Annotated in this window: 19 protein-coding genes; 11 read left to right on the top strand and 8 right to left on the bottom strand. The window is 38.9% G+C overall.

The features are described 5' to 3' along the window. Positions 1-388: 388 nt before the first annotated feature. From egtB to M23134_RS19245, 6 genes are all read left to right on the top strand, one after another. A complete protein-coding gene (gene egtB / locus M23134_RS19270) occupies positions 389-1,642 on the top strand; it encodes an ergothioneine biosynthesis protein EgtB (RefSeq protein WP_002698932.1) in 1,254 nt (417 codons plus the stop codon). A gap of 382 nt (positions 1,643-2,024) precedes the next feature. Continuing rightward, on the top strand, positions 2,025-2,996 hold the full coding sequence (gene egtD, locus M23134_RS19265) for an L-histidine N(alpha)-methyltransferase (protein ID WP_002698928.1): 972 nt from the start codon (positions 2,025-2,027) through the stop codon (positions 2,994-2,996). Between the two features lie 87 nt (positions 2,997-3,083). Then, entirely contained in the window at positions 3,084-3,365 is a 282-nt protein-coding gene (locus M23134_RS19260; RefSeq protein ID WP_002698927.1) for a DUF427 domain-containing protein, read from the top strand. A gap of 294 nt (positions 3,366-3,659) precedes the next feature. Beyond that, entirely contained in the window at positions 3,660-4,874 is a 1,215-nt protein-coding gene (locus M23134_RS19255; protein WP_045113888.1) for a tetratricopeptide repeat protein, read from the top strand. A 156-nt stretch (positions 4,875-5,030) separates the two neighbouring features. After that, positions 5,031-5,642 (top strand): macro domain-containing protein, encoded by a 612-nt coding sequence (locus M23134_RS19250; RefSeq protein WP_002698924.1) that lies wholly within the window; start codon positions 5,031-5,033, stop codon positions 5,640-5,642. Between the two features lie 237 nt (positions 5,643-5,879). After that, positions 5,880-6,905 (top strand): metallophosphoesterase, encoded by a 1,026-nt coding sequence (locus tag M23134_RS19245; protein ID WP_002698919.1) that lies wholly within the window; start codon positions 5,880-5,882, stop codon positions 6,903-6,905. 225 nt (positions 6,906-7,130) lie between these two features. Here the strand turns inward: M23134_RS19245 and M23134_RS19240 are convergent, their stop codons facing one another. From M23134_RS19240 to M23134_RS19230, 3 genes are all read right to left on the bottom strand, one after another. Continuing rightward, positions 7,131-8,333 carry a tyrosine-type recombinase/integrase gene (locus tag M23134_RS19240; RefSeq protein ID WP_002698917.1) on the bottom strand — a complete coding sequence of 401 codons (1,203 nt, stop codon included), beginning with the start codon at positions 8,331-8,333 and terminating at the stop codon, positions 7,131-7,133. Positions 8,334-8,481: 148 nt separating this feature from the next. Next, complete coding sequence (locus M23134_RS19235; protein WP_002698915.1) at positions 8,482-8,946, bottom strand: hypothetical protein; 465 nt, start codon at positions 8,944-8,946, stop codon at positions 8,482-8,484. A gap of 459 nt (positions 8,947-9,405) precedes the next feature. After that, positions 9,406-10,218, bottom strand: a complete 813-nt coding sequence (locus M23134_RS19230; protein WP_002698912.1) for a PP2C family protein-serine/threonine phosphatase — start codon at positions 10,216-10,218, stop codon at positions 9,406-9,408. Positions 10,219-10,539: 321 nt separating this feature from the next. Here M23134_RS19230 and M23134_RS19225 point away from each other — a divergent pair, with 321 nt between their 5' ends. Both M23134_RS19225 and M23134_RS41245 read left to right on the top strand, forming a co-directional pair. Beyond that, the gene (locus M23134_RS19225) at positions 10,540-13,491 is read left to right on the top strand and encodes a tetratricopeptide repeat protein (protein ID WP_045113887.1); all 2,952 of its coding nucleotides are present in this window, start codon (positions 10,540-10,542) and stop codon (positions 13,489-13,491) included. Positions 13,492-13,729: 238 nt separating this feature from the next. After that, the gene (locus tag M23134_RS41245) at positions 13,730-13,894 is read left to right on the top strand and encodes a hypothetical protein (protein WP_002698910.1); all 165 of its coding nucleotides are present in this window, start codon (positions 13,730-13,732) and stop codon (positions 13,892-13,894) included. Between the two features lie 56 nt (positions 13,895-13,950). On the opposite strand, the gene M23134_RS19220 is transcribed toward M23134_RS41245, so the two are convergent. Beyond that, positions 13,951-14,997, bottom strand: a complete 1,047-nt coding sequence (locus tag M23134_RS19220) for an isoaspartyl peptidase/L-asparaginase family protein (protein ID WP_232296817.1) — start codon at positions 14,995-14,997, stop codon at positions 13,951-13,953. Between the two features lie 246 nt (positions 14,998-15,243). Continuing rightward, a complete protein-coding gene (locus M23134_RS19215) occupies positions 15,244-15,711 on the bottom strand; it encodes a hypothetical protein (RefSeq protein ID WP_002698908.1) in 468 nt (155 codons plus the stop codon). A 243-nt stretch (positions 15,712-15,954) separates the two neighbouring features. Here M23134_RS19215 and M23134_RS19210 point away from each other — a divergent pair, with 243 nt between their 5' ends. The 3 genes from M23134_RS19210 (at position 15,955) to M23134_RS19200 (ending at position 18,396) form a co-directional block, all read left to right on the top strand. Continuing rightward, complete coding sequence (locus M23134_RS19210; protein ID WP_045113902.1) at positions 15,955-16,605, top strand: SanA/YdcF family protein; 651 nt, start codon at positions 15,955-15,957, stop codon at positions 16,603-16,605. A 32-nt stretch (positions 16,606-16,637) separates the two neighbouring features. Next, entirely contained in the window at positions 16,638-17,360 is a 723-nt protein-coding gene (locus M23134_RS19205) for a phytanoyl-CoA dioxygenase family protein (RefSeq protein WP_002698905.1), read from the top strand. 610 nt (positions 17,361-17,970) lie between these two features. Then, positions 17,971-18,396: a hypothetical protein gene (locus M23134_RS19200; protein WP_002698903.1), complete on the top strand. Its 426-nt coding sequence runs from the start codon at positions 17,971-17,973 to the stop codon at positions 18,394-18,396. A 52-nt stretch (positions 18,397-18,448) separates the two neighbouring features. On the opposite strand, the gene M23134_RS19195 is transcribed toward M23134_RS19200, so the two are convergent. The 3 genes from M23134_RS19195 to M23134_RS19185 form a co-directional block, all read right to left on the bottom strand. Beyond that, positions 18,449-18,895, bottom strand: a complete 447-nt coding sequence (locus tag M23134_RS19195) for a hypothetical protein (RefSeq protein WP_002698900.1) — start codon at positions 18,893-18,895, stop codon at positions 18,449-18,451. Between the two features lie 11 nt (positions 18,896-18,906). Next, positions 18,907-19,578 (bottom strand): arginyl-tRNA-protein transferase, encoded by a 672-nt coding sequence (locus M23134_RS19190; RefSeq protein ID WP_002698898.1) that lies wholly within the window; start codon positions 19,576-19,578, stop codon positions 18,907-18,909. 254 nt (positions 19,579-19,832) lie between these two features. Continuing rightward, on the bottom strand, positions 19,833-22,994 hold the full coding sequence (locus M23134_RS19185; RefSeq protein WP_082226597.1) for a CHAT domain-containing protein: 3,162 nt from the start codon (positions 22,992-22,994) through the stop codon (positions 19,833-19,835). Between the last annotated feature and the right edge of the window lie 128 nt (positions 22,995-23,122).

The following is a 23,122-nucleotide window of genomic DNA, read 5'->3' as shown; positions in this document are numbered from 1 at the left end:
GTATTTTATCAAATTAGTATGATCTATTTTTTAATGACTCCTAACAAAAATAGTTAGATATAATTTTTAAACGAACAGAATAACTGTTTTTTTATGTGGGCTACCCTCTCTATTGATAATATCGACGTTTTTAAGTCTTTTTTGCCGATATTCACCTTCATTTTTGCATTTTTCTACAGTTCAACCTCTAAACAATCAGAAATGGTTTAAGTTATTGAGTGAGGATCTGCCTGTAATAATTTGACCATTTTGATGATTTTTACTCAACAAAAGAACTTTTTTAATTAGACAGAGTTGTCTAAACATTTGTATTAAATTTTGCTTTTAGTGTAAAAAAACACCAAATTTAGGAGTACATCAAAATGAACTAAAGCAGTTTTAAACAATCATGAAAAAAACCTCAATGCTTGGCAAACAATACCACAAAACACGCCAAACTACTCTTGACTTATGTGCCCCCTTAAGCCCGGAAGACTATGTAGTGCAGCCCATAGAGGATGTGAGTCCCCCTAAATGGCATCTGGGACACACTACCTGGTTTTTTGAAAACTTTATATTGGCAAATGAGCCTGACTATCAACTATTTAACACTGATTTCAACTATTTTTTCAATAGTTATTATGAAAGCCAGGGCGAACGGATACTTAGAACCAATCGGGGCAATATGACTCGCCCTACCATTGATGAGATCAAGGCATACCGCCAACATGTAGATGAGCACATGGAGCAGTTTTTCGCCAAATATACCGAAGTACCTCAAGATTTGTTTTATGTAATTGATGTAGGTATTCAACACGAAAAACAACACCAGGAGCTATTGGTTACTGACCTAAAGTATATATTGGGTGGCAACCCACTGTTTCCAGTATACCAACCCAATGGCACACATCACTCTACTCCCTTTGCCAAAACAGCGCACTATCTACCAGTAAAAGAAGGCTTATATAGCATTGGCTACCAAGGAGAAGGATTTCATTATGACAATGAAACCGGAAAGCATCAAGTATTTTTGCATGCCTATCAGGTAATGGATAGGTTGATTACCAATGAAGAATACCTGGAGTTTATCGCCGCTGGAGGGTATGAAAATTTTGAGCCTTGGCTTGCCGATGGTTGGGATTGGGTAAATAAAAATGGGGTCAAGGCACCTTATTATTGGTTTGAGCAAAACGGTGAGTGGTTTAACTACACGCTGCATGGCTTTAGCAAAGTAGACCCTCACGCACCTGTAACACATGTAAGCTTTTATGAAGCTGATGCTTTTGCAAAATGGAAAGGTAAACGTCTCCCTACTGAGTTTGAATGGGAGGTAGCCTGTAACCAATATGTACCTAAGATACCCGAAAACGCCAATTTGCTTGAAGGTGGACACTTTGTGCCACTGAGCCGCAACAACAACGAGTATCAAATGTTTGGCGAAGTTTGGGAATGGACCAATAGTGCTTATTTGCCTTACCCTTATTACCAAAAAGCCGAAGGTGGACTAGGTGAATATAATGGGAAGTTTATGGTTAACCAAATGGTGCTTAAAGGAGGCTCCTGTGCCACCCCAAAAGACCAGATAAGAAGTACATACCGTAATTTTTTTCAGGCAGACAAACGCTGGCAGTTTACGGGTATAAGGCTTGCCGAAAGCCTCTAAACACCCAGAGTATTCAGTGTTTACTGCTTTTTTTTCAATTTGAATATATTCTAAGTGATCTTTCATAAATAATTTGAGCCATTAAAGTGTATCTATTGCCCTCATTCTTCTCAAAAAAAAAGCTTCATAGCTTTGGCTATGCACCGTTTTTTTTGAATCGTCTGAGAACAATATATTTTCTTAAATTGGCACATCTTATTTTTTCCAGATCACTAACTTTTTATATTTCTTTTAATTGAAGTGTTTGACGAACCTGTTTCAAACTACTACATGCCGCCATGCAAAGTTTTTTATAAATCTGTAACAATACAATCAATATACGACAACTTGTTGGCAGCACGTTCGACAGCTCGTGCAAGTACTTACAACTCTAACTTATATTTTGGAAACAACAGCCGAAGTTTTAAACGACACATTTGCTACTGATGTAATAGAGGGGTTATCTTCTACTCCTAAGTTTTTGTCATCCAAGTATTTTTATGACGAAAAAGGAGATGCTATTTTTCAGCAAATTATGGATATGCCTTCCTATTACCTTACCAAAAGCGAACACGAGATTTTTAATACACATAAGCAAGCTTTGCTTTCACTTTTTAGCGATCGTCAACAAGCTTTTCACTTGATAGAGTTTGGGGCAGGCGATGGAATGAAAACCAAAGTACTGCTTGAACATTTTTTACAACAAAAAGCTTGTTTCCGTTACTTACCCATCGATATTTCAGAGAATGTGCTCAGTATATTGGTAAACGACCTCGAAATAAATTTTCCTGGTCTGGAGGTAGAGCCACTCGCAAATGAGTACTTTGAAGCATTAGATATTTTAAACGAACAACAGCGAACAGAACGAAAAATCATCTTATTTTTAGGGTCTAACATTGGTAATTTTTTGCATAATGAGGCCATTGAGTTTTTGCGCCAAATGCGTAAGCACTTACGCCCTGACGACTTATTACTCATTGGTTTTGACCTTAAGAAAGACCCTCAAATTATTTTGGATGCCTACAACGACAAGGAAGGCATTACCCGTAATTTTAACTTGAATCTGCTCGATAGAATTAATGCAGCGTTTGATGGTAACTTTGACACCAGCCAGTTTATACACAGCCCCACTTACAACCCCTTGACAGGAGCAACTAAAAGCTACTTAGTGAGTACCAAAGATCAGGAAGTGACGCTTGAAAGACTTGGCAAAACATTCAAATTCGAAGCTTGGGAAGCTATAGACATGGAAATATCTCAAAAGTATAGCTTGAGTAATATAGAGCACCTGGCAAAACAAGCAGGCTTTGAGGTGATGTCTAACTTTTTTGATAAAAACAAAAACTTTGTAGACTCTGTATGGACCATGAAATAATACGATTCCTAAGAACTTACGCAACGCTTTGGGTGTTTTATAGAATTGGACATTTTATATCTCAAAAAACATAAATCACACACTACAATGAAAGCAATTTGGAATGGCGAAGTTATCGCCGAAAGTAACGATACAGTAGTAATTGAGGGAAACCACTACTTTCCCAAGAACTCGATTAAAAGTGAGTTTTACCAAAACAGCGACCACAAAACGAATTGTTTCTGGAAAGGTGAAGCATCTTATTATACCCTAGCGGTAAATGGAGAGAAAAATGTAGATGCAGCGTGGTATTACCCTACACCAAAAGATGCTGCTGAGGGTATCAAAGACCACGTTTCGTTTTGGAAAGGGGTAGAAATTACTGAGTAAGCAGGTACTGGTTGCCACAAATACTACTCAAGAAAGAGTCAGGTTTTTCTTTTATAGCAAAATCTGGCTCTTTTTTTATGCCCAACCAATTGTAACAAATGGCGTACACCTGTTTAACTACCCTATCATGCTGTAAGTATAGATAGTTACAATAAAAGAAAGGTAGTGCAGTTAGATAAATTGAATAGAATTTTGTCAGGAATGAATCAGGATAACTTTGTAATCCTACCAAAAGTAACTTATTTTCAAGCATTCCTCTTTTATAATAATAAAGGTGTTAAAAAATAAAAATTAATGATGATCAAGAAAATTTCACTCCTCTGGATTTGCCTCTATTTTACAGTATATGCCTTTGGGCAAGACCCCAGAGCCAAAGAGTTTTTTGTGGCAGGCAAACGTAAGCTACGCGCTAAAGAATACAAAAAAGCCATTGAGTATTTTAACAAAGCACTAGAGGTAAACAAAGTAGATATATCGGCTATGGGGGCACGTGGCATAGCCAAAATGGGATTGAAAGACTATAAAGGGGCAAGCAACGATTTCAATGCCATATTACAGCTCAACCCGCGCGACGCTCGCACACTGAACAACCTGGGCACAGTGCAAATGATCCAAAAAGACTATAAAGGAGCTATCCAGTCGTTTTCACGGGCACTGAAAACACGCCGCCATCCTATGCTGTTTTTTAACCGGGGGATTTCTCATTATCAGCTCAAGCAATATAAACAGGCCGTGAAAGACTTTGACCAAGGCTTGGCAATGCGCCCTACCAAAGGTAACTTACCCATTAGGCTACACAACAACCGGGGCAATGCCCGTGATATGCTAGGCAACCACAAAGGGGCCATTGCTGACTACACTGCAGTAATTAATAAGGCTCCGGGTAACGATAACGCTTTGTATAACCGAGGACTTACATATAAAAAAATTTATAAGTATAAAGAAGCCATTGCTGACTTTGACAAAGTAATAAAAATGGGTGCCAAATTTAAAGATGTATACTACCACCGAGGCATGTGTCGCAATGCTACAGAAGACTACAAGGGGGCTGTTGCCGACTTTAACAAAGCCATTGAACTACAGGGCGATGATGTTCTTGTATACAACGGCAGGGGGTATGCCAAACAAAACCTAAGGGATGATAAGGGGGCTATTGCTGACTTTAGCAAGGCAATTGAGCTTGACCCAAACAACTCTCTGGGCTACTATAGCCGAGGTGGATTGAGGTTACAGGCACAAGATTTTAAAGCTGCCTTGGCCGATTTTGATAAAATTATTCAACTAAAACCCAAAGATGAAAAGGCTTACCTGACAAGGGGCAACATCAAGTTCAAACTGGGAGATTATAAAGGAGCACTGGCTGATTTTGATCAGGCAATCAAACTGGCTCCTAAAAGTCGCAAAGGGTATTTTATGAGAGGTAACGTAAAACAAAAACTGGGCGACCTGGAAGGGGCAGAAGCCGATTGGATGAAAGCAGGGCAAGTGCAGGGCAAAAAGAGGAACTAATGGCATAGTAGAGTAAACAGTGTGACTTGACTAATGAATAAAAAATTAAAGCGCTGCAAAAGCAGTGCTTTTTTTATGCTCAATGCGCCTGAAAATCCCCTGAGAAATGGGTATATTAAGGGAGTTACTTAAAATTCAATCAAAACAATTAAGCAAATGGAAAAATTGATTTTGGTAGACCCCAAAGAGGAGTTATGCAACGCTTTTAGAGCCGCGTTTAAAGACGACTACCCTAAGGTAGAAGTAGTACAAGGCTTTTTTGAACAACTACCTGAATTTGATTGCATGGTGAGTGCTGCCAACTCGTTTGGCTTGATGGATGGAGGGGTAGACCTTGCCATTACTAATTTTTTTGGGGCAGATTTACAGTATCGGATACAAGAACGTATCATTAAAGGCTATAGGGGCGAACAACCCGTGGGTACTTCTTTCATTATCAAAACCCACCATTACAAACACCCTTACCTAGCGCATACTCCTACCATGCGGGTACCGCTCAGAATCACCCGTACCGACAACGTATACAAAGCAATGTTTGCTATGCTATTGGCAATAACTCAGCACAATGAATCATCGGGCAAAGACAAGATCAATACGGTGGCTTGCCCTGGGCTAGGTACGGCTACTGGCGGATTAGCCCCCAATGAGGCTGCCCGGCAAATGGCACTGGCTTACCACAACTTTTATAATCCTCCTAAAAAAATTAACTGGAATTATGCTACTCAGCGTCAAAGAGATGTAGGCTTTGGAGGTGATTTTTTTGGCTAAATAGCTGGAGTAAAAATTCTTTCTAAAATACCAATACTCTGCAGTGATTTCAAGTGAAAATATTTACTGATAATCAAGCAGTTAAACTATATACTTTGAGCGTTTGTGGTGCAAACGCTTCAAAAAAGAATCTAGTAAACAAAATCACTTTCACTCTTTGATTATCAAGCATAAGTAAGGTGAACATTTATTCGAGTCTGTTATGGACTAGCTGCGGACTATTAAAATACAAGAAATATGTCTAAAACGTATGTAATAGGTGATATACATGGTTGTTATGATGAGCTGATGGTGTTGCTTGACCAAATGCAGGTAACAGACCAAGACTTGGTGGTATCATTGGGCGACATAGTAGACCGGGGGCTACAATCTCTGGAAGTATATCATTACTTCAAAAACCGCCCTAATGTGTTGGTGTTGATGGGTAACCACGAGCGTAAACACTTGAATGGTATTTTGAGCTATTCGCAGGAAATAGTAAAAGTACAGTTTGGCGAGGAGTACGCTCAGTTTAGAGAATGGCTGGGTTCATTGGGGTATTACTACAAAACCAAAGACGCCATTATTGTGCATGCTTTTTTTGAACACGACAAAAACCTCGAAACGCAAAAAGAAGATGTGCTGGCTGGTACAACGTCGGGTTCGCGACATTTAGAAAAAAAATACCCAGAAGGCACCTATTGGGCTGACTATTATCAAGGGCATAAACCTATCATTTATGGGCACCAGGTAGTGGGCGACACTCCCAAAGTGTATAACCATACTTACGGCATTGATACGGGGGCTTGCCATGGAGGTAAACTCACCGCTATAGAGTTACCTGGTTTTAAAATACATCAGGTAAAAGCGGCTAAAGATTATTGGAAAATAGCCCAAAGCGAATGGCAAATACCCGTGTTACAAGCCAAAAAATGGGAAAGCATGACCTTTGCCCAAATACAAAAACAACTAGACAAGCTTGCCTACAAACAAGAAGCCGAGGTGGTAACATTTATCAAACACATCCAGACCTGGCTTGAACAGGTAATACAGCTATTGCCTTGGTTAAAAAGCCAACTGGAACAAGTGAGCAGTGATATGCAACAGGAGTATGGGGTAAATTTTAACCAAGAAGCAAGCAAGTTACCTTACCGTACTTTTATCTTTAAAGCCAGGGCAGGCAATTTGTCCTTAAACGATGTGAGCAAAGCACTCGATACACCTCATAAAGTTACCAGACTTGCCCAACAACTTGGGTTGGATCACCTACCTCAAAGGCAATAACGCACTATCAAAGCAATGGGCTAATGTGTATATTTGTTGCTATGAAAAAACTACACAAAGATATATGGGCGCTCATTGCCGTAATCATCACTCTTTTTATTTGTTGGTGGCTATTTTAGCCTGGGTGAGATGTTTTTTTTAACAAAAATCCCCAAAAGGTGCTTGTTTTAGGTACACCTACCAATTGATTCAATGCTTCAAAGCCTTGGTTATTATTGGGTACTGCTACTCTTGTACATTTTTCAAGAACATCTCATCCAGTTTTTTATTGACATATACTGCAGTAGTGTCGGTGCTGGCGTGTCGCAACTGACGTTGTACAAACTCAAGGGGGTTGCCACTTTCGAGCATTTGTTGCCCACAGGTATGCCGCAATGAGTGCAAACTATACTTGGTTTCGTCAACCCCTATAGCTTTGAGACTTGCCTTAAAATGATTGTACAAAGTAGGGTAACTATAGGAGCATATTTCAAAGTTTTTGGGCAAACTACCCTGCACTGTTTCTTTGGCTTCACCCAAAAAAGCCCTCAGTAATACTTTGGCTTTACCAAATAGCTTTACCTCTTCTTTAGTGTTCTGCCCTTTGCCCAGTACTTTGAGGATGTCCAGATCAAAGTCTACATCAGCCCACTTGAGCGCCTGCAACTCTTTTACCCGCAAGCCACAATACCCCATAATGCCCCAGTAAGCTGCCCAACGGGTGTCTTCACCCGCAATCAAGCGTTTGAGTACATCAGGTGGCAAGGCATTTTTGTAGTACTTTTTGGTGTTGGTTTTCAGCGTTTTCACTTCTTTTACCTCGTTGAGGGCTTTTATTTGACCATCGGCCATTTGGTAGTTTTTCAGGCAAAACTTCACCAATTCTTTAATTGCAGAAAGGTAGCTATTGATGGTAAAAGCACTCAACTCTTTGTTGTCTTTGAGGTAATCGCGAAAAGCTGCTACATTACGTGCATCAATCATTTGCCAGTTGTTGTCGCCCAAAAAACCAAAGTATTGATTCAAACCATTGATATAAGTATTTTTGCTGCGGTCGTTTATCCAATGGTTGTGGGCTATAAACGCAAGAATAAGCTCATTGGCAGCAGGTGCAATTTTGGGGTTATCGGGGCGTACTAAACTTATATTTTGCGCTTTACAATATTTGAGAAACTTACGCAAATAGGACACATAGGAGGCGCTAGCTCCACGATGGGCTATAAAATTATCAAAACTTGCCTCACTAATGGTAAGTTCTTGCTCCAACAAATAGTCTATGTACTGCAAAGCGTAAGTGCGGTAATTTTTTTGCGAATCGCCAAATTTTTTGAATGAGCCTATATACAACTTTATGAGTTCTGACTTTTGATATACAGTGGCGTTTGGTTGCTCCCCTTGAACAGCAGGCGATAATTCGCCAGAGGGTTGATATTTTTCAAGTTTGCTCATAAGTAACTGATTATTAAATACTAATAACTATATTTCCGACCACACTGTGTCCAACGACTCTTATTGGTTGCCATAAGCACAGGGCTTAAGTTAACAAACCCCAAAAGAAGGCATCTTTTGAGGTTCGTCCAGTTTTTTTTCCATAAAACTATTCGAAAGGCTCTAAATATATTTGTACAAGCTCTGCTTCGCTGTTTTTTCCATTGGTTATAACCAATTGTTTTCGGTTGAGCTTTTGTATATAAGTCGCCTGTTCTTTGGTTTCGTGGGCTTGTTTCATATATAGCTTATTGTTATCATCTTTATCAAAACGCCAGGTACCTTTAGTTGGGGTCGCTTTAGGGGTTTTTCTGATCTCAAAGGTATTATCGGCGTTAAATTTAAGGTAAGCGCCTTTCAGGGCTTTAGCGTATTGGTTAATGATTTTTTCGCGCTCTTCGTAAGAGACATGCTCTAGCATTTCACGTACTGAAGGTACTTTTATCATTACATATTTCCATTTGCGTACAAGTGCCTTGCTCTTATCAGGAGAGACAGTGTATAAGTAAGCACTGATGTTAAAGATGCCTGACACCACCAATAAGGCGACCCCAAGTTTTATAGAGATTTTCATCTAACTAAAAATGTCTTAAAGATAATTTAAAATCCAGTATTCTAACTTCTAAGTAAGTAGAGATTAACTTCGCTCTGCGGTTTTGATAAACTTTGTTTTTTTCACAATCTTCAAAAAGCGAACAATGCGCGATTTTTAAAGTGCATCCACCACCAAAACTCATCCGAAATAATAGCGTCATTTACTTAGAGGATAAGGCACTTTTTAGCTGCTTGAGGGCTTGTTTAAAAATGAGCGGAAAATGTACCACAAACGAACGCTTTAAACAAGCTAAATTGCTATCATCTGGGTTACTTTTTGGTAGCTCTTAGAATTTCAAAAAAATACCAATAGTTATTATGACAATAAGGTGTATTAGATAACAAAAATTGTACTAATCATTGTAAGAACCTAATGTAAAACAACCCACCAACAGATATTCCTAAGTCACCCTTGCTTTGGGGGCTTAGTTAATCAATATTAATCAAGCTTAAACCCCAGTACTAATACATCGTCTACTTGGTTTTCGTTGCCTTTCCAGTGGTTAAACGCTTCTTTTATTTGTTGTTTTTGGGTAGGGATGTGTTCTTGATGTACTTGTAAAAACAAATCTCGCAATTGTTTGCGCATAAAACGTTTTCCTTCGCTTCCGCCAAACTGATCTTGAAAACCATCTGTAAATAAATAGACATGGGTAGTGTCTGCCTCTAGGTCTATAGTTTGTTCAGGGGCTTCTTTTTCGGCAAACATTTGTGTACCTACAGCATACATGCTCCCCCTGGTCTCTTTAACCTCTCCTTTTTGCACATAAGCTATGCGTTGTTTGGCGCCGGCAAAAGTAAGGGTACGCTCCATTTCATCTATGACACATACCGACATCTTGATCTGAGCTTTTTCTTCCAATGGTACTATAGCGTTCAAATCGTTGTTGAGTTTGGTATTGAGCTGTTTCAAAATTTCATTTGGTGCGTGTATTTCATCCTGATGCAAGCATTCGGTTACCAAACGATCAACCACCAAATGCAAAAATGCCCCCATAATACCATAACCAGGGGCGTCCCCTACAATAATCAAAATTCTGTTTTTGGGCAGTACCTGTACATAATAAAAGTCTCCGGAAGCATTGAGCCTAGGCAACTCAAAAATAAAAGACGCTGGTAACATTTCTTGTAGATTTTCACGATGCATTTTAAATACTACCTCCTGTGCCCGTTTTGCCCATCCCTCATATTGGTTAATTTTGAGAATGTCTTTTTGGGTTTGGGTGTTTTTAGTTATATGTATATTTTCCATTTGTGCTGTTTGGTTTATTACCTAAAAACTGATTGGGGATGGCTATACAGTATAAGCTGTGGTACACAAAAATGACTCCACTTCAAGCCCAAAAACCAGCCCAAAACCAAGGAATGTTTTTTTTAGAATTAACCCTATAAATCCTCTCCTCCTATTTCCTATTGACAACTTTGATTTTCTTTGACTAGAATATAACTTATGTAATATTTGGCACGAGGAAAATTCTTCCTTAAGGAGCTTGTTGGTTAGTTTTGTACAAATAAGACCTTAGACACAGTTTATTCTTCATTAGCTACCACAATACTAACCACGAACAGCAAAATGAAAAAAATAATGCTATGCGTATGCATCTTGCTAAGGGCAAGTTATGCATACACTCAAGATAAAGCGGCGATAGACTCCCTACAGCAGTTACTCACCCTCCCCGTAACAGCTAAGAAAACAGTCGATATTTACAATAAAATTGCCGAACAATACAAATCTTCCGACTCTACCTACACCGCTATTTATGCCAATAAGGCAATCTATATTGCAAAAAAAATCAGTTACCCTATAGGCATTGCCGATGCTTACTATAATATAGGTTGGGCTACTTTTATGACAGACAGCTACACCAAAGCCATTGAGTTGTTTGACCAGGTCATCAAGGTATCACAATCGGCTCACTACCTCAAAGGCACCGCCAATGCCTACAGTGGGCTGGGGCTGTGTTATAAGTTTAAGGGCGACTTTCACAAAGCCCTGGAGTTTTTTTTTAAAGCTTTGAAAATAGATGAGCAATTGAACAATCAAAGAGGACTTGCCATCAGATACAACAATATAGGCTTGGTGCTCAAAAGCCAAAGTACCTATAACGAAGCATTGGTGTACTACCGCAAGGTATTAAACATTGCCAAAACCATTGGAAGTAAAAGGCTCACTGCACTAGGGTACAGCAATATAGGCGATATTTACTATCGGCAAACTCACTATAAGCAAGCGATTGTTTTCTTACAAAAAGCCTTAAACATCACTACCAACACCCGCAACAAAATACTGATGGCGTTTGACCTCCAGAAAATGGGTGAAGTATACCTTGCCCAAAAAAACCAGGCGCAGGCTTTGTATTACTTCAACCAGGCACTACACATACGCCAACAACTAGGTGCTCAGGCACGCCGTGGAGAAACTTTAATTTCGTTGGGCAAGACCCATCATTTATTGGGCAATCAGGCAATGGCACTTCAGTGTTTACAGGAGGGAATAAACATTGCTCAAAAGGCAGAAAATCCTCCAATACTCCAGGAGGGGGTCAAAGCACTGGCAGATGTATACTATCACTTGGGTAATTACAAGGCAGCTTTCCAGCAACAAGTATTGTTTAAACAATTATCAGACAGCCTAAAGGATGAGCAGGTACTCAAAGATTTCACTTTTGAAAAAGCCCGCCTTAAATTTCAACACGAAAAAGACTCGCTGCAGCTGGCACAGGAGAAGCAACAACTTACACTGAAGGTAAAGATAAAAACACAGCAAAGTATGCTCAACTTGGTGGGGCTAGTGGCAGTATTGGTGGTATCTATCTTTTTACTAATACTATTTTTGGCAAAACAAAAAAGCAATCAGAAACTCACCAAATCAAATGAAAACACGCTTCAGGCAAACGAAGAAATTTTATCGATCAATGAATCGCTCCGTGCTACCCTAGAGGTGGTAGAGAAACAACGCGATGAAATCAAAAAGCAACAGAAAGAATTAAGTAACCAGCACTTACAACTCGAAAAAGCTTATCAAAGTATTAAAATACTTAATGTAGCCGGGCAAGAAATTACGTCTATATTAGATTTGCCCAAAGTACTGGACACAGTATATGCCCATGTCAGGCAGTTTATGGAGGTTACCAATTTTGGCATTGGTTTGTATACCGATCACCCACAAACCCTTGAGTATCGCTTGGTGGTAAAGGGAGGCTCCACAGCACATGCTTACCCTATAGATATGTCCAACACTAACCAATTTGCCGTATGGTGTATCCAACATCAACGCCCTATATTAATGAATGACATCAGTAGCGATGCTTTTCACTATATTCAAGATTTTGACCCTGAAGCATACCTTGCGACCACTTCTCTTACCCATTTACCACAGTCTGCCATATATATGCCATTACTCATTAAGGGTAAAGTAGTAGGTGTGATTGTAGTACATGGTGACCAAAAACAGGCCTATTCTCCTCACCATTTCAACTTATTGCGTAACCTATCGACTTATGTAGCCATTGCCGTTGAAAACGCGAATATACACGAGCAAATGGACGAAAAAAACCGGGCTTTAGAAGAGTTGGGGAAGTTTAAACAACAGATGGCAAATATGATTGCCCACGACCTTAAAAACCCTTTGAATAATATCATAGGCTTGTCAGAAGGATTTGCCAAAGAGTCTATTCAGTACAATATTCACCAGTCGGGACTGCAAATGCTGCACTTAATTATCAATATGCTGGATACTCAAAAACTGGAAGAAGCTGAACTACAACCCAAAAAGGAATCTGAGAAAGCATCGGCGTTGGTAGCCGATGCCAGGCAACAAGTAGAATGGTTGGCTCATACTAAAAATCTGAAGATTATTGAAAAAACCAGCCACCTCAACTTACTTGCCGACAAAGAGCTGATAACACGGGTGCTAGTAAATTTGTTAAGTAATGCCATCAAGTACTCTACCTCTAACAGTGACATACTTGTTCAGGCAGAACGCATAGATGAACAATTTGCCAAGGTATGTATCACTGACACTGGTTTGGGTATACCAGCAGGTGATGTGGGTAAAGTATTTGACAGGTTTTATCAGGTACAGTCTACCCCTCAGGGTCAACAATGGTATTCTACGGGTATTGGGCTTACTTTTTGTAAACTGGCGGTAGAGGCTCATGGCGGCACTATAGGAGTAAACTCGTCTATGAATCTAGGCAGCACTTTTTGGTTTACCATACCACTAGGACCACCAGGCAAAAGCAGTAATATTGTCGTAGCTCCACCTACCGTAGACGAACACCTCAAAAAAAGAAAACAATCAATGGGGGTATTACTCAATCAAGAAGACCAACAATACTTGAAACCCTGGCTTCAGGTATTGACCCAATACGAAGTATACCAACTATCTAAAGTAAAAGCGGTACTAAAAGGAATGGTTTTTCAGAAGAACAGCTCGCTGTACAATTGGAAACTAGAACTTGAAAAAGCACTGTATAATAGCAACGAACAGAAATATAAAGACTTGATCAGTAAGTATATTTAGGTACGTAAAACACTACTTTGTTTCTTTTAGCAATTGAACCCAACAACAAAACGATGAAATAATGCCACAAACCAGGTACCTGTCTACACTTTGTCTACGATGCTTTTTTTACTATCCCCTTACAAACTCCTACCTTTGTACTCAATAGATATTGATCTATATTATACTTGATTACACTTTATTTACAGGATGATTGTACTTATCAGGGTACAGTTCCATATTATTTAAAACAAAAGATATGTCAAAGACAGATAGGTCTGCTAACACAGTAAAAAACCCCAATAATAGGGTACGTATAGCAATGGGAATTCAAGGGAGAAACATATTGTCAGATGATGATTTGAAAAAAGTTTTGGGCGATGATTTTCTGGAGGAAGAACTCAACCGCCAGGTTAACTCTTAATATAATTACCAAAAAATTATTCAAGCCATAGTTTTTAAAGACTATGGCTTTTTTGCTTACTTTTTCTTCATAAAACTTGGTGCATCAATCAATTCATTGGTATCTGCCTGATGCAAAGCATAATTAAATCCTGGCTGAATACTATACGCCCCATGCTCACCCTTCTTGTTTAGGGCAAGGTAACCTATCTGAAAGTTTTGATAGCCTTGTTTTTTCGTAATTCTTCTCACCCCCTCTTCGCAAGCCTCTTGTGGGCTAAGCCCCTGTCGCATAAGTTCTACAATAAGAAAAGCTCCCAATGTCTTTAGAACTGCTTCGCCCAATCCTGTAGCACAAGCGCCCCCTACCTCGTTGTCTACAAACATGCCCGCACCTATTACCGGAGAGTCTCCCACCCTGCCGTGCATTTTATAGGCCAGCCCACTAGTAGTACAAGCCCCCGAAATATCACCGTGTTTGTCTATAGCCAATAAACCGATGGTATCATGGTTCTCAATGTTTACAATGGGTTTATACTCAGCCTTCTCTTTCCACTCTTCCCATTGTTTTTTTGCCTTGTCAGTCAATAAATTCTCTTTTTTAAAGCCTTGTTGTAAGGCAAACTGTAAGGCGCCTGCTCCGCTTAACATTACATGGGGGGTTTCATCCATTACCTTGCGTGCTACCGATATGGGATGTTTGATGTGCTGTAAAAAAGACACTGAGCCTGCATTGCCTTTTTCGTCCATAATGCAAGCGTCTAAGGTTACGTTTCCATCCCGATCGGGCAATCCTCCATACCCTACGCTTAAGTTATCGGGGTCGGCTTCAGTCACTTTCACTCCTGCTTCCACCGCATCTATGGCTTTGCTACCTTGAGCTATTATTCTCATGGCGGCTTCGTTGGCAGCTATGCCGTGGTTCCAGGTAGCTATTACTACTGGTAGTATTGGTTTTGAACGTGGATTTTGTTTTAATGTACCTTTTTTTACATCAGCATCGGTTGTCTCATCTTTTACTTTTTCAGACAATTGGCAACTGGTATGTCCTAAGCCTATACTGGCAGCGGCGGCTACCACAGCACCTTTAACAAGGAATTTTCTTCGGGAAAAAAATCGCATCATTGTATTTGATTATCCATAAATTTTGAAGGAAAGTACAAAGAAACAGAATTAATTGCCTAAGGTTGGACAATTTGATAGGAATAAAAATAGCAGGTAAACAGGAGGTAAGACCAACTAATAACACACAACGAGTTGGGCTATAAATAAAACAGACAACAAAGTATTTTTATTAAAAAAATAACAGACAAATCAAAACAGATATTGAGTATAGCTTTATGGTCAAAAAATATTTAAGAATAAATTGGCTTAAACGCCAGGCGAAACTTTTTTGGCTAATTTTTGCCTACGAGCACTAGTACCTTGGACAGGTTTTGCGGTGAGCCATTGTTTTGCCTCACAGAGGGTGTCAAAAAATAGAGCTATTATAGGCTGTTGCTCCATACCTACACTAAAAAGTGTCTGTAATGAATCTTGTGTATTATGGTCTTTACTTTTAACCAAAGCTACCTTTGATACATTTTTTTTTGCCAGTTTAACAAATAAATTTTTCTCTATCCATTTTTGTGACTGAGCGTCAAGGCAAAAGGTAAAGTTAGAAAAATCAATCAAGGCTTTTTTGGTTTTATACTCATCAATAATGTATAAAAACTGATGAATGCTTTGATAAAAATGTAAATGATTGCGATGATGGGTGTAATTCCAGGTTTGTTGCAAAATTTCTTCACTTTCGTAGTATTGAAATTTCACAAATCGGCTATTATAGAATGTGATCATAATTTTGGTGTTTTTTGTTTTTAAGCAACTTTACACTTGCTATATAGCTAAAATACCAAATAATCACATCACTCACAAAACAATAGGGCGGTTTTGCAAGGTTAACAATCAAAAATAGTAGTAATACCTAGATTAAATTATAGTAAAACAATCAACAAGGTATGAAGCACTTGACAAATGTATGGAAAAACAATCAGGTTTTTGTACTTTTACCCACCAAAATAGCCTAACAACACTATGACCATGAAGAAAAAACTAAAAAAATTGGGACTAATATTTCTTGGAATCATTGTTATAAATATAATACTGATTGTATTTTGTAACTGGCGCATTGAACAAAAGAGCAGCCCAGACTTGTTCAGCAAAGTAGGCCAGATTCCTGCCAACAAAGTAGGCTTGGTGTTGGGTACGAGCAAATGGCTCAGCGACGGCAGGGTTAACCTTTACTTCAAATACAGAATAGAAGCTGCAGTAGCACTTTATAAAGCTAAAAAAATAAAATATATATTGGTAAGTGGCGACAATCGTTTTGATTACTACAATGAACCCCGCGAAATGCATAACGCATTGGTTGCCAGTGGTGTTCCTTCCGAAGTCATTGTACTTGATTATGCTGGGTTCAGAACTTTAGACTCAGTAGTTCGCAGCAAAAAGGTATTTGGACAACAAGCCATTACCATTATTTCTCAACCTTTTCATAACAAAAGAGCCTTGTTTATAGCCTCTAATTATGGAATGAAAGCGGTGGCTTTCAATGCAAAAGATGTTAACCTTTATATGGGGTTTAAGACCCAATTGCGTGAAAAACTCGCCAGGGTAAAGGTGTTTCTTGATTTGTATGTGACCAACAAACAACCTAGGTTTTTAGGTGAAAAGATAGAAATTGGGGCTTAGTACCTGTTTAATTTTTTTCCATTTTTCAGTCAATGATCAAAACACAAATTTTAGAAAAAGGGTACGTTATTTATCCAAATGCCCTGCCTGCACAAGTGACTCAAGAGCTCCTTAATCAAATCATCCATACACCACTGCCACAAGACAACAGTTACTTTAGAGCCCACCAAGATTTGTTTGCTATTCGTAATTTATTAGGCGAAATACCCTCACTTAAGACAATACTAAAAAATAATCAGGTACAACAAATCCTTCAACAACAGTTTTTGACCTTACCTGTTCGTTGTATCAAAGCCATTTATTTCGACAAACCACCCCAGTCTAATTGGGTTGTAAACTGGCATCAGGATTTAACTATTAATGTAAAACAAAAACCCAATGATGTACCCAAGGGATTCAAAAAATGGATAAAAAAAGCCGGGTTTTGGTCTGTACAGCCTCCTGTAAACTATTTAGAAAACATTGTAACACTGCGCATTCATTTAGATGAGTGTACTGTAAATAATGGCGCTTTAAAGGTATTAGAAGCATCTCACATACCGGGCATCAAGCCTTCTCAAAACCTTACTGATCTCAAAAAAACGTATAATGAAATTACTTGTGAAGTGCCAAAAGGAGGCATATTTGTCATGTCGCCTTTACTCTGGCATGCATCGTCAAAAAATAAGAGTATGCGCCACCGTAGAGTAATACACCTGGAATTTAGTAACCTGAAGTTGCCTGAGCATTTAGAATGGTTTGAGGGGCAGGCATAAACTTGTATAATACAACCCTGTTTTTTTTCACCAAAACAGCAGACATAAATAACCTACTATAAATCAACAAGTTGAATAATTACGAATATCACAAAGCACTACTCAAAAAACAATATAGTACAATCCAGCACCCCAACTTTTTAGACATTGACTCGTATAGAGTACTATCCGATTATCAGGAAGATATGCAGATAAGAGTATGATATCTGGAATGGTTATGCAGCCCCCAAGTCTACTCCCTTTTTAAGCTTTTTCCTACTAACATATTAAAAAACTGCTTACTGGTATACGCTCGTCGTTTACGGTGAAACATCCAGTATACGCTTATTTTTGAAAACAATTGCTATGTTCTTAAACTACTATTTTTCAACCAGCATGTATTTTACTCATTATTAACATCAGGCAGGCATTAGTCTTAGTAAAACTACAAAAATAACCTAATCCATAGAACCGTATCTCTGAATGTTATACTTCTTCAAAAAATAGTTCCGTAGCTTTGGCTACGCAAAGATTTTTTTCATCGTCTAACATCCTGATATTGTCTTCTCTTGGAATACTTTATTTTTTCCGTTTTACTTACGCTTTTTCAGTTTATTAAATATCTACTATTATGGTATCCTATATTTCGTTGCTATTTATTATATTCATTTGTTTGCTGTTTGGTTCAAGCTTATTTGCAGAAGCAACCTACCCTACACATAAGTTAGCCCTTCCTGCTTACCCACCAATGGCTCGCTGGTACCCAGCACCTTTGTTTGCTTATCGTTCGGATAAGAATGACACAAATCAATCAAAAAGTTATCGTGAAGCACGCGACAGCAGTCCTATAAGAGACGAGTATGTAGACTCTTTAGACCCCAAAGCTACAATTGAGTATATCATAGATTATTGCAAGAGTCACCCTTCGCCAGATGGCTATGAGGTAGGCTTGATTTACTTTGTACAAATGGTAGCCAGCAAAGTCAACACAGAAGAAGTGCAACAACTTAAAGTAAAAGCCATTGCACTACTCAACCAAAAGATTCAAGCGAAGTAGATGTACTGTCAAACAATTTATCTGTCAGGGTAACTTTCCTTGGTCATATTTATTAGGTAGGTAGGCTTACAATTACCCACTTGCCATCAATAAGCTCCAGGCTTACTTCGTCGGTACCACTGTCTTTACGTCCTTTATATTCTATCTCTACCCATATTTTTACCCACAATTTACTTGGCTTATGTTCTTTTTTACTCACCAAGCGAAACTTAGTAAAAGTCCAGTCTTTGTATTTGTTCAAGGCATAGGTCAAACGACGTGACCAAGGTGTTTTTTTGGGTAATACTTTTTTCCACTTTTGGTCTTGCCTTATTTTCGAAGCATAAAAGTAAGTCACCAAAGACCCAGGTTTATTTTTAAACCTTCGAACCTTACGGGCAGACTTTGCCTCTATCAATTTGGCTTTTTTGTATGCTATCCAACCTTTATCTGTATCGGTTTGGGCGTAAACTCCCCACACTAACAAGGTTAATATCAATGTAATGCTATAAGTTTTCATATATCAGGTAATTAATGAAGATTTTCTAAAGGTTGCCAAACGCCTTGCCAATTGTAAAATTCCGTTCCAGTAAACTTTTTCTTATAATCATAATGCGAGTTTTCGGCAAAAGAATAGCCAGTATACACATATTTTTTGCCTTGAGTCTTGGCAAACTCTATTTCCATTAACAAGGTGTACAAGCCGGGGCTATACGCCGAAAACTCAGGCAAAAACATGGCATAAATACTAGAGACCGCTCCAGGAGTTACATCAATAAAACTAATCCCAAATAAGCGGTCATTGAGGTAAAGGCAACATTCTTGAGTACAGCCACAAGGCACTACTGAGGGGTTACGGTCTACAAAATCATAAATAGAAGAGGGTACATTGTCTTTGAACCGCTGACAATGCGCATGAAATATAGCTTCTTTCTCTGAATTGATAGATGCAGGGTTAAACACTACCTGGGTATCGTTATTTTTACGCAATGCTTTGCGCTGGCTTTTGCTTGGTTTAAATCTGTTGACATCTATTCTCAATGGAATGACTGGAGTAAGCCTGCCATTATTCCAGCTTATCCTATCGCGAAAGAAAAAAGTACCAAAGTGTCTCCATCCGTCGGCCAACAACACCTCCAATTGTCCGGGGGTCAGTCTTTCTATCTCCATGTATTTCCAAGGCTCTTCCTGATCCAGTTCCATTGCTCTTCAAAGATTTTGATGATTGAACTCCGCCTGGCTTTTATCATTATTCACAAAAGCTCAAGACTATTTCATTGTTTTCTTTAAATCTACAAAAGATCTCTACAAAATAAAACAGCCTAGCCAATTCACCTAAGAGGTTATTTAAAACTCATGTTCAGAACTAAAAAAGTAATTTTTAATTCCAAACACCTACTTTAAATTTATCTTTAGGCGAAAGCCAGGCTGTTTTTCACATTATTTTACTTGCCAGACTACTTACCAATCAGAATAAAAGGCGACCAGTAGTAAGGTGCAGCATAGTTGCTACTAGCAATCATATCTTGCTTAGATTTATGTAAAGCTTCTATTTGGCTCTCCTTCGGGTGCTTCAGCAACTCTTCATAAAAATCCATCATCAATAAGGAAGTTGAATGATCAGCCACTTTCCAAAGAGACACCATAATGTTTTTGGTACCTGCATAAAGCAATGCTCGCGAAAGCCCTATTACTCCTTCTCCTTTTGAGATTTTACCCAGTCCAGTTTCACATGCCGACAAAGTCACCAAATCACTGGACAGTTTCAGGTTATAAATTTCGCCAGAATATAGTATTCCGTCTTCATTAATGGTACTATCTTGTGCCAATAACAACCCTGAGAGTTCAGGAGTTTCCTCGTTTACAAACCCATGGGTGGCAATATGAATATAACGAGTATTGCTCAGTCCTCCATTTTTCACAAAAGCTTCGTTGGCTTTCAAGTGGGTGTGTACTTCGCCTGCTTTATTGTATTTGTCAAATTCCTTTAATATGTCTTTTACTTCTTCTTCGGTCGCCTTAAGCGGTGATACATATTCGCCGCTCAGCAATACACCACGGGTAACACTGGAAGTATCAGACACTGCCGAATCCATTAATTTGAGGGTGGCTTTGGTTTTGATGCTCATCCCAGCCACTTTCTTGTCGTCAAACACGGGAGCCAATGCTACATACTCTCGTTTAGGCTTGTTTTTTTTCTGGTCATTTTTATGCTGCAAAAATGTTTGATAAAGTAAATTTGCCGAAAAAGCATAGCTTACCTGATACTTCTTAATGAGGTAAGGTAATTCCTGAAAACTTTTACCTGCATAGTTTTTATCTGTAATAAGTGCTTCAAACGGGATAGTTGACAGCTCACCATCGGGTATAATAATCAGGTGCTTTAAATAAGTCGGCAGTTTACCCGGGAAAAGCTGTTTATACAGCTTATAGGCATACTTGGCGTAAAAGTTTTTACGTCGGTATAAGATCCCTTTGCGTACTCCTATCACATACTTGTCAAAACGGTACTCTTTATTGGCTGAGTTTACCAACAAGTCGTTTTTGGTTACTACCACCATAAATATCTTTTCGGGGGTAGTAAAATAAGAAACAATGGCAGTAGAATCATCCAGCAACTGACGAATAGAGTCGATGGGGGCTACGCCCAGATTATGCTTTAGTTCGTAGTATTTAGGAAAGTGGGTCTCAAAATATTTGATAATGTCATCGTACTCACGATGAGCATTAAACAGTTTTTGCCTGTACATTAGCTCTGTTACGCTGTCGGGTTTGGCGGCAATCTCGAGTTTAAGCTCCGCAATCTTTTTACTCAGCGAATCTTCTATTGCCAACAAAGAGTCAGGGATACCACCAAATGCCTTTGCCTTGGAGTGCACCAATGACTGCGACAAAACGGCTCCTTTGTTTTTTTCTGAAAAATAAAACATATCTTTCAGGAATGACTTTTTAGTTTTGGTAATATCAAGCCCTTTACCTAATTGGTCTATGTTGTATTTATCTGTAAACTTATATAGGTTATAACTGGCACTTACGGCCGCTTTGTACAATTTAGCGGCGTCTTTTCCCAAGGCTATTTTATCTTTTTCAGAAGTGTGAGTCTGCCTGATTTTTTCTACCAGCGTATCGCACAAATAGTAAGTATCCAGCGCGATTTTCAAACCTTTCAAGTCAGCATTGCCATCTTTTTCAAAACCTGCCTGAAGAATTTTCGCTTTGAGTTTAAGAAAGTGAAACAAGTCATTTTCTACGTAGTAGTTTCGCAATGGCGGATTCACGTAAATATTTTCATCATTAAAATCGGTAATGCTTGCTGTCAACGCACGTTGTAGGTATTCCAAAGCTGTTTCTCGCCTTCCCTGCTCGTTATAAGTTTGCGAAATATTATAAAAAGCATTCGCTACATTGGGGTGTTTGTTTCCATACAGGATACGGTCACTATCAAGCGATTTCTGAAAATTACTCCGAGCGGTTACATACTCAGTTTTGCCATAATAGTAAATTGCTGCAATGTTGTTATAAGCGTTTGACGAGCTCTTATTATACTCTCCTCGCAGGTCATAGTTGATGTCTAACACCTTGTTATAATAGTCAAGGGCAAGCCCATAATCGTTGCGTAAAAAAGCTAGATTTGCCAAGCCCAAATAACACTCTACTACTACTGGATGGTAGTCGCCTATAGAGTATTGAAAAATAGTCAAGGCTTTATTATAGTACTCTCTTGACTTATCAAACTCATCTTGTTGCTTGTATACATCGCCCATGCCTAAATAGCAATAGGCAGGTTTTGGGTTATTTTTTTCCGTGATTTTCTGATAAATAATCAATGACTGGCTATAGTATTCCAGAGATTTTTCAAGGCTACGTTTGTCGCGGTAGATGTTGGCAATACTTACGTAAATATCTGCCACTAATATACTTTCCTCGCCAAAAGTTGCCTTTGCTATACCCAATGCAAGGTCGCAGTTTTTTTGGGCAAGCGAGTAACTTCCCTGATTTGTATAAAAAATGCCCAGATTGAGCAATGCCTGTGCTACCACTGAGTGTCTCTCTCCAAATACTGTTTTGCTTAGTTTCAAACCTTTTTTAAAATTCTCCAGGGCAAGTTTATATTGGTCTTTCAGGAAATGTACCCGTCCTAGTCCTAAATTGGCCAATGTAGCAAGTCGGTTAGCACGCGCCAGGTTCTTGGTCAAGGCTTGCTTAAAACGGTCAATGGCAAGGTCATAATCTCCATTTTCGGTACGAATATACCCCAGATTCAATAAGGCTTCAAGCGTTACTTCTGGGTATTTATATTTTTCAGCATCTTTCAATAGCTTTTTGCCCAGCTTTAGCGCCCGGCTCAACTGATAACTTCTCCATAGGCTTTCTACTAGTTTTGTTTGCACCTGCAGTGCCCGCTTAAGTTGGTTTGCCCGCCTAAAGTTAAACGATGATTTTTCAAGGTATAGGGCAGCACTGTCAGGCTTTCCCATAAACAAGAGTTTTTGCCCGGTAGCCAGTAACTTATTCGCCGCAGTAGTGTCAGACAAGTTACGAGACGATTGAGCCACAGTCATTGCTTGGACCATTATACAAAGTATACTTACAAATAGCAGTGGTTTTAAAAACTTCATAGGTTTGTTTGTGTCTGATTAATTTTGGGGGACAAAATAAAGTAATATACTCCAACCCCACAAGTGGCTGCATATACCCCAATGGCATGTTCCCCAGTGATACGTTTGACAAGTCATGCATTGAAAGT

It is taken from the genome of Microscilla marina ATCC 23134, assembly GCF_000169175.1.
Taxonomy (GTDB): Bacteria; Bacteroidota; Bacteroidia; order Cytophagales; family Microscillaceae; genus Microscilla; species Microscilla marina.
Note: the sequence above shows the minus strand (reverse complement) of the source record. Positions and strands in the feature narration are given on the sequence as shown.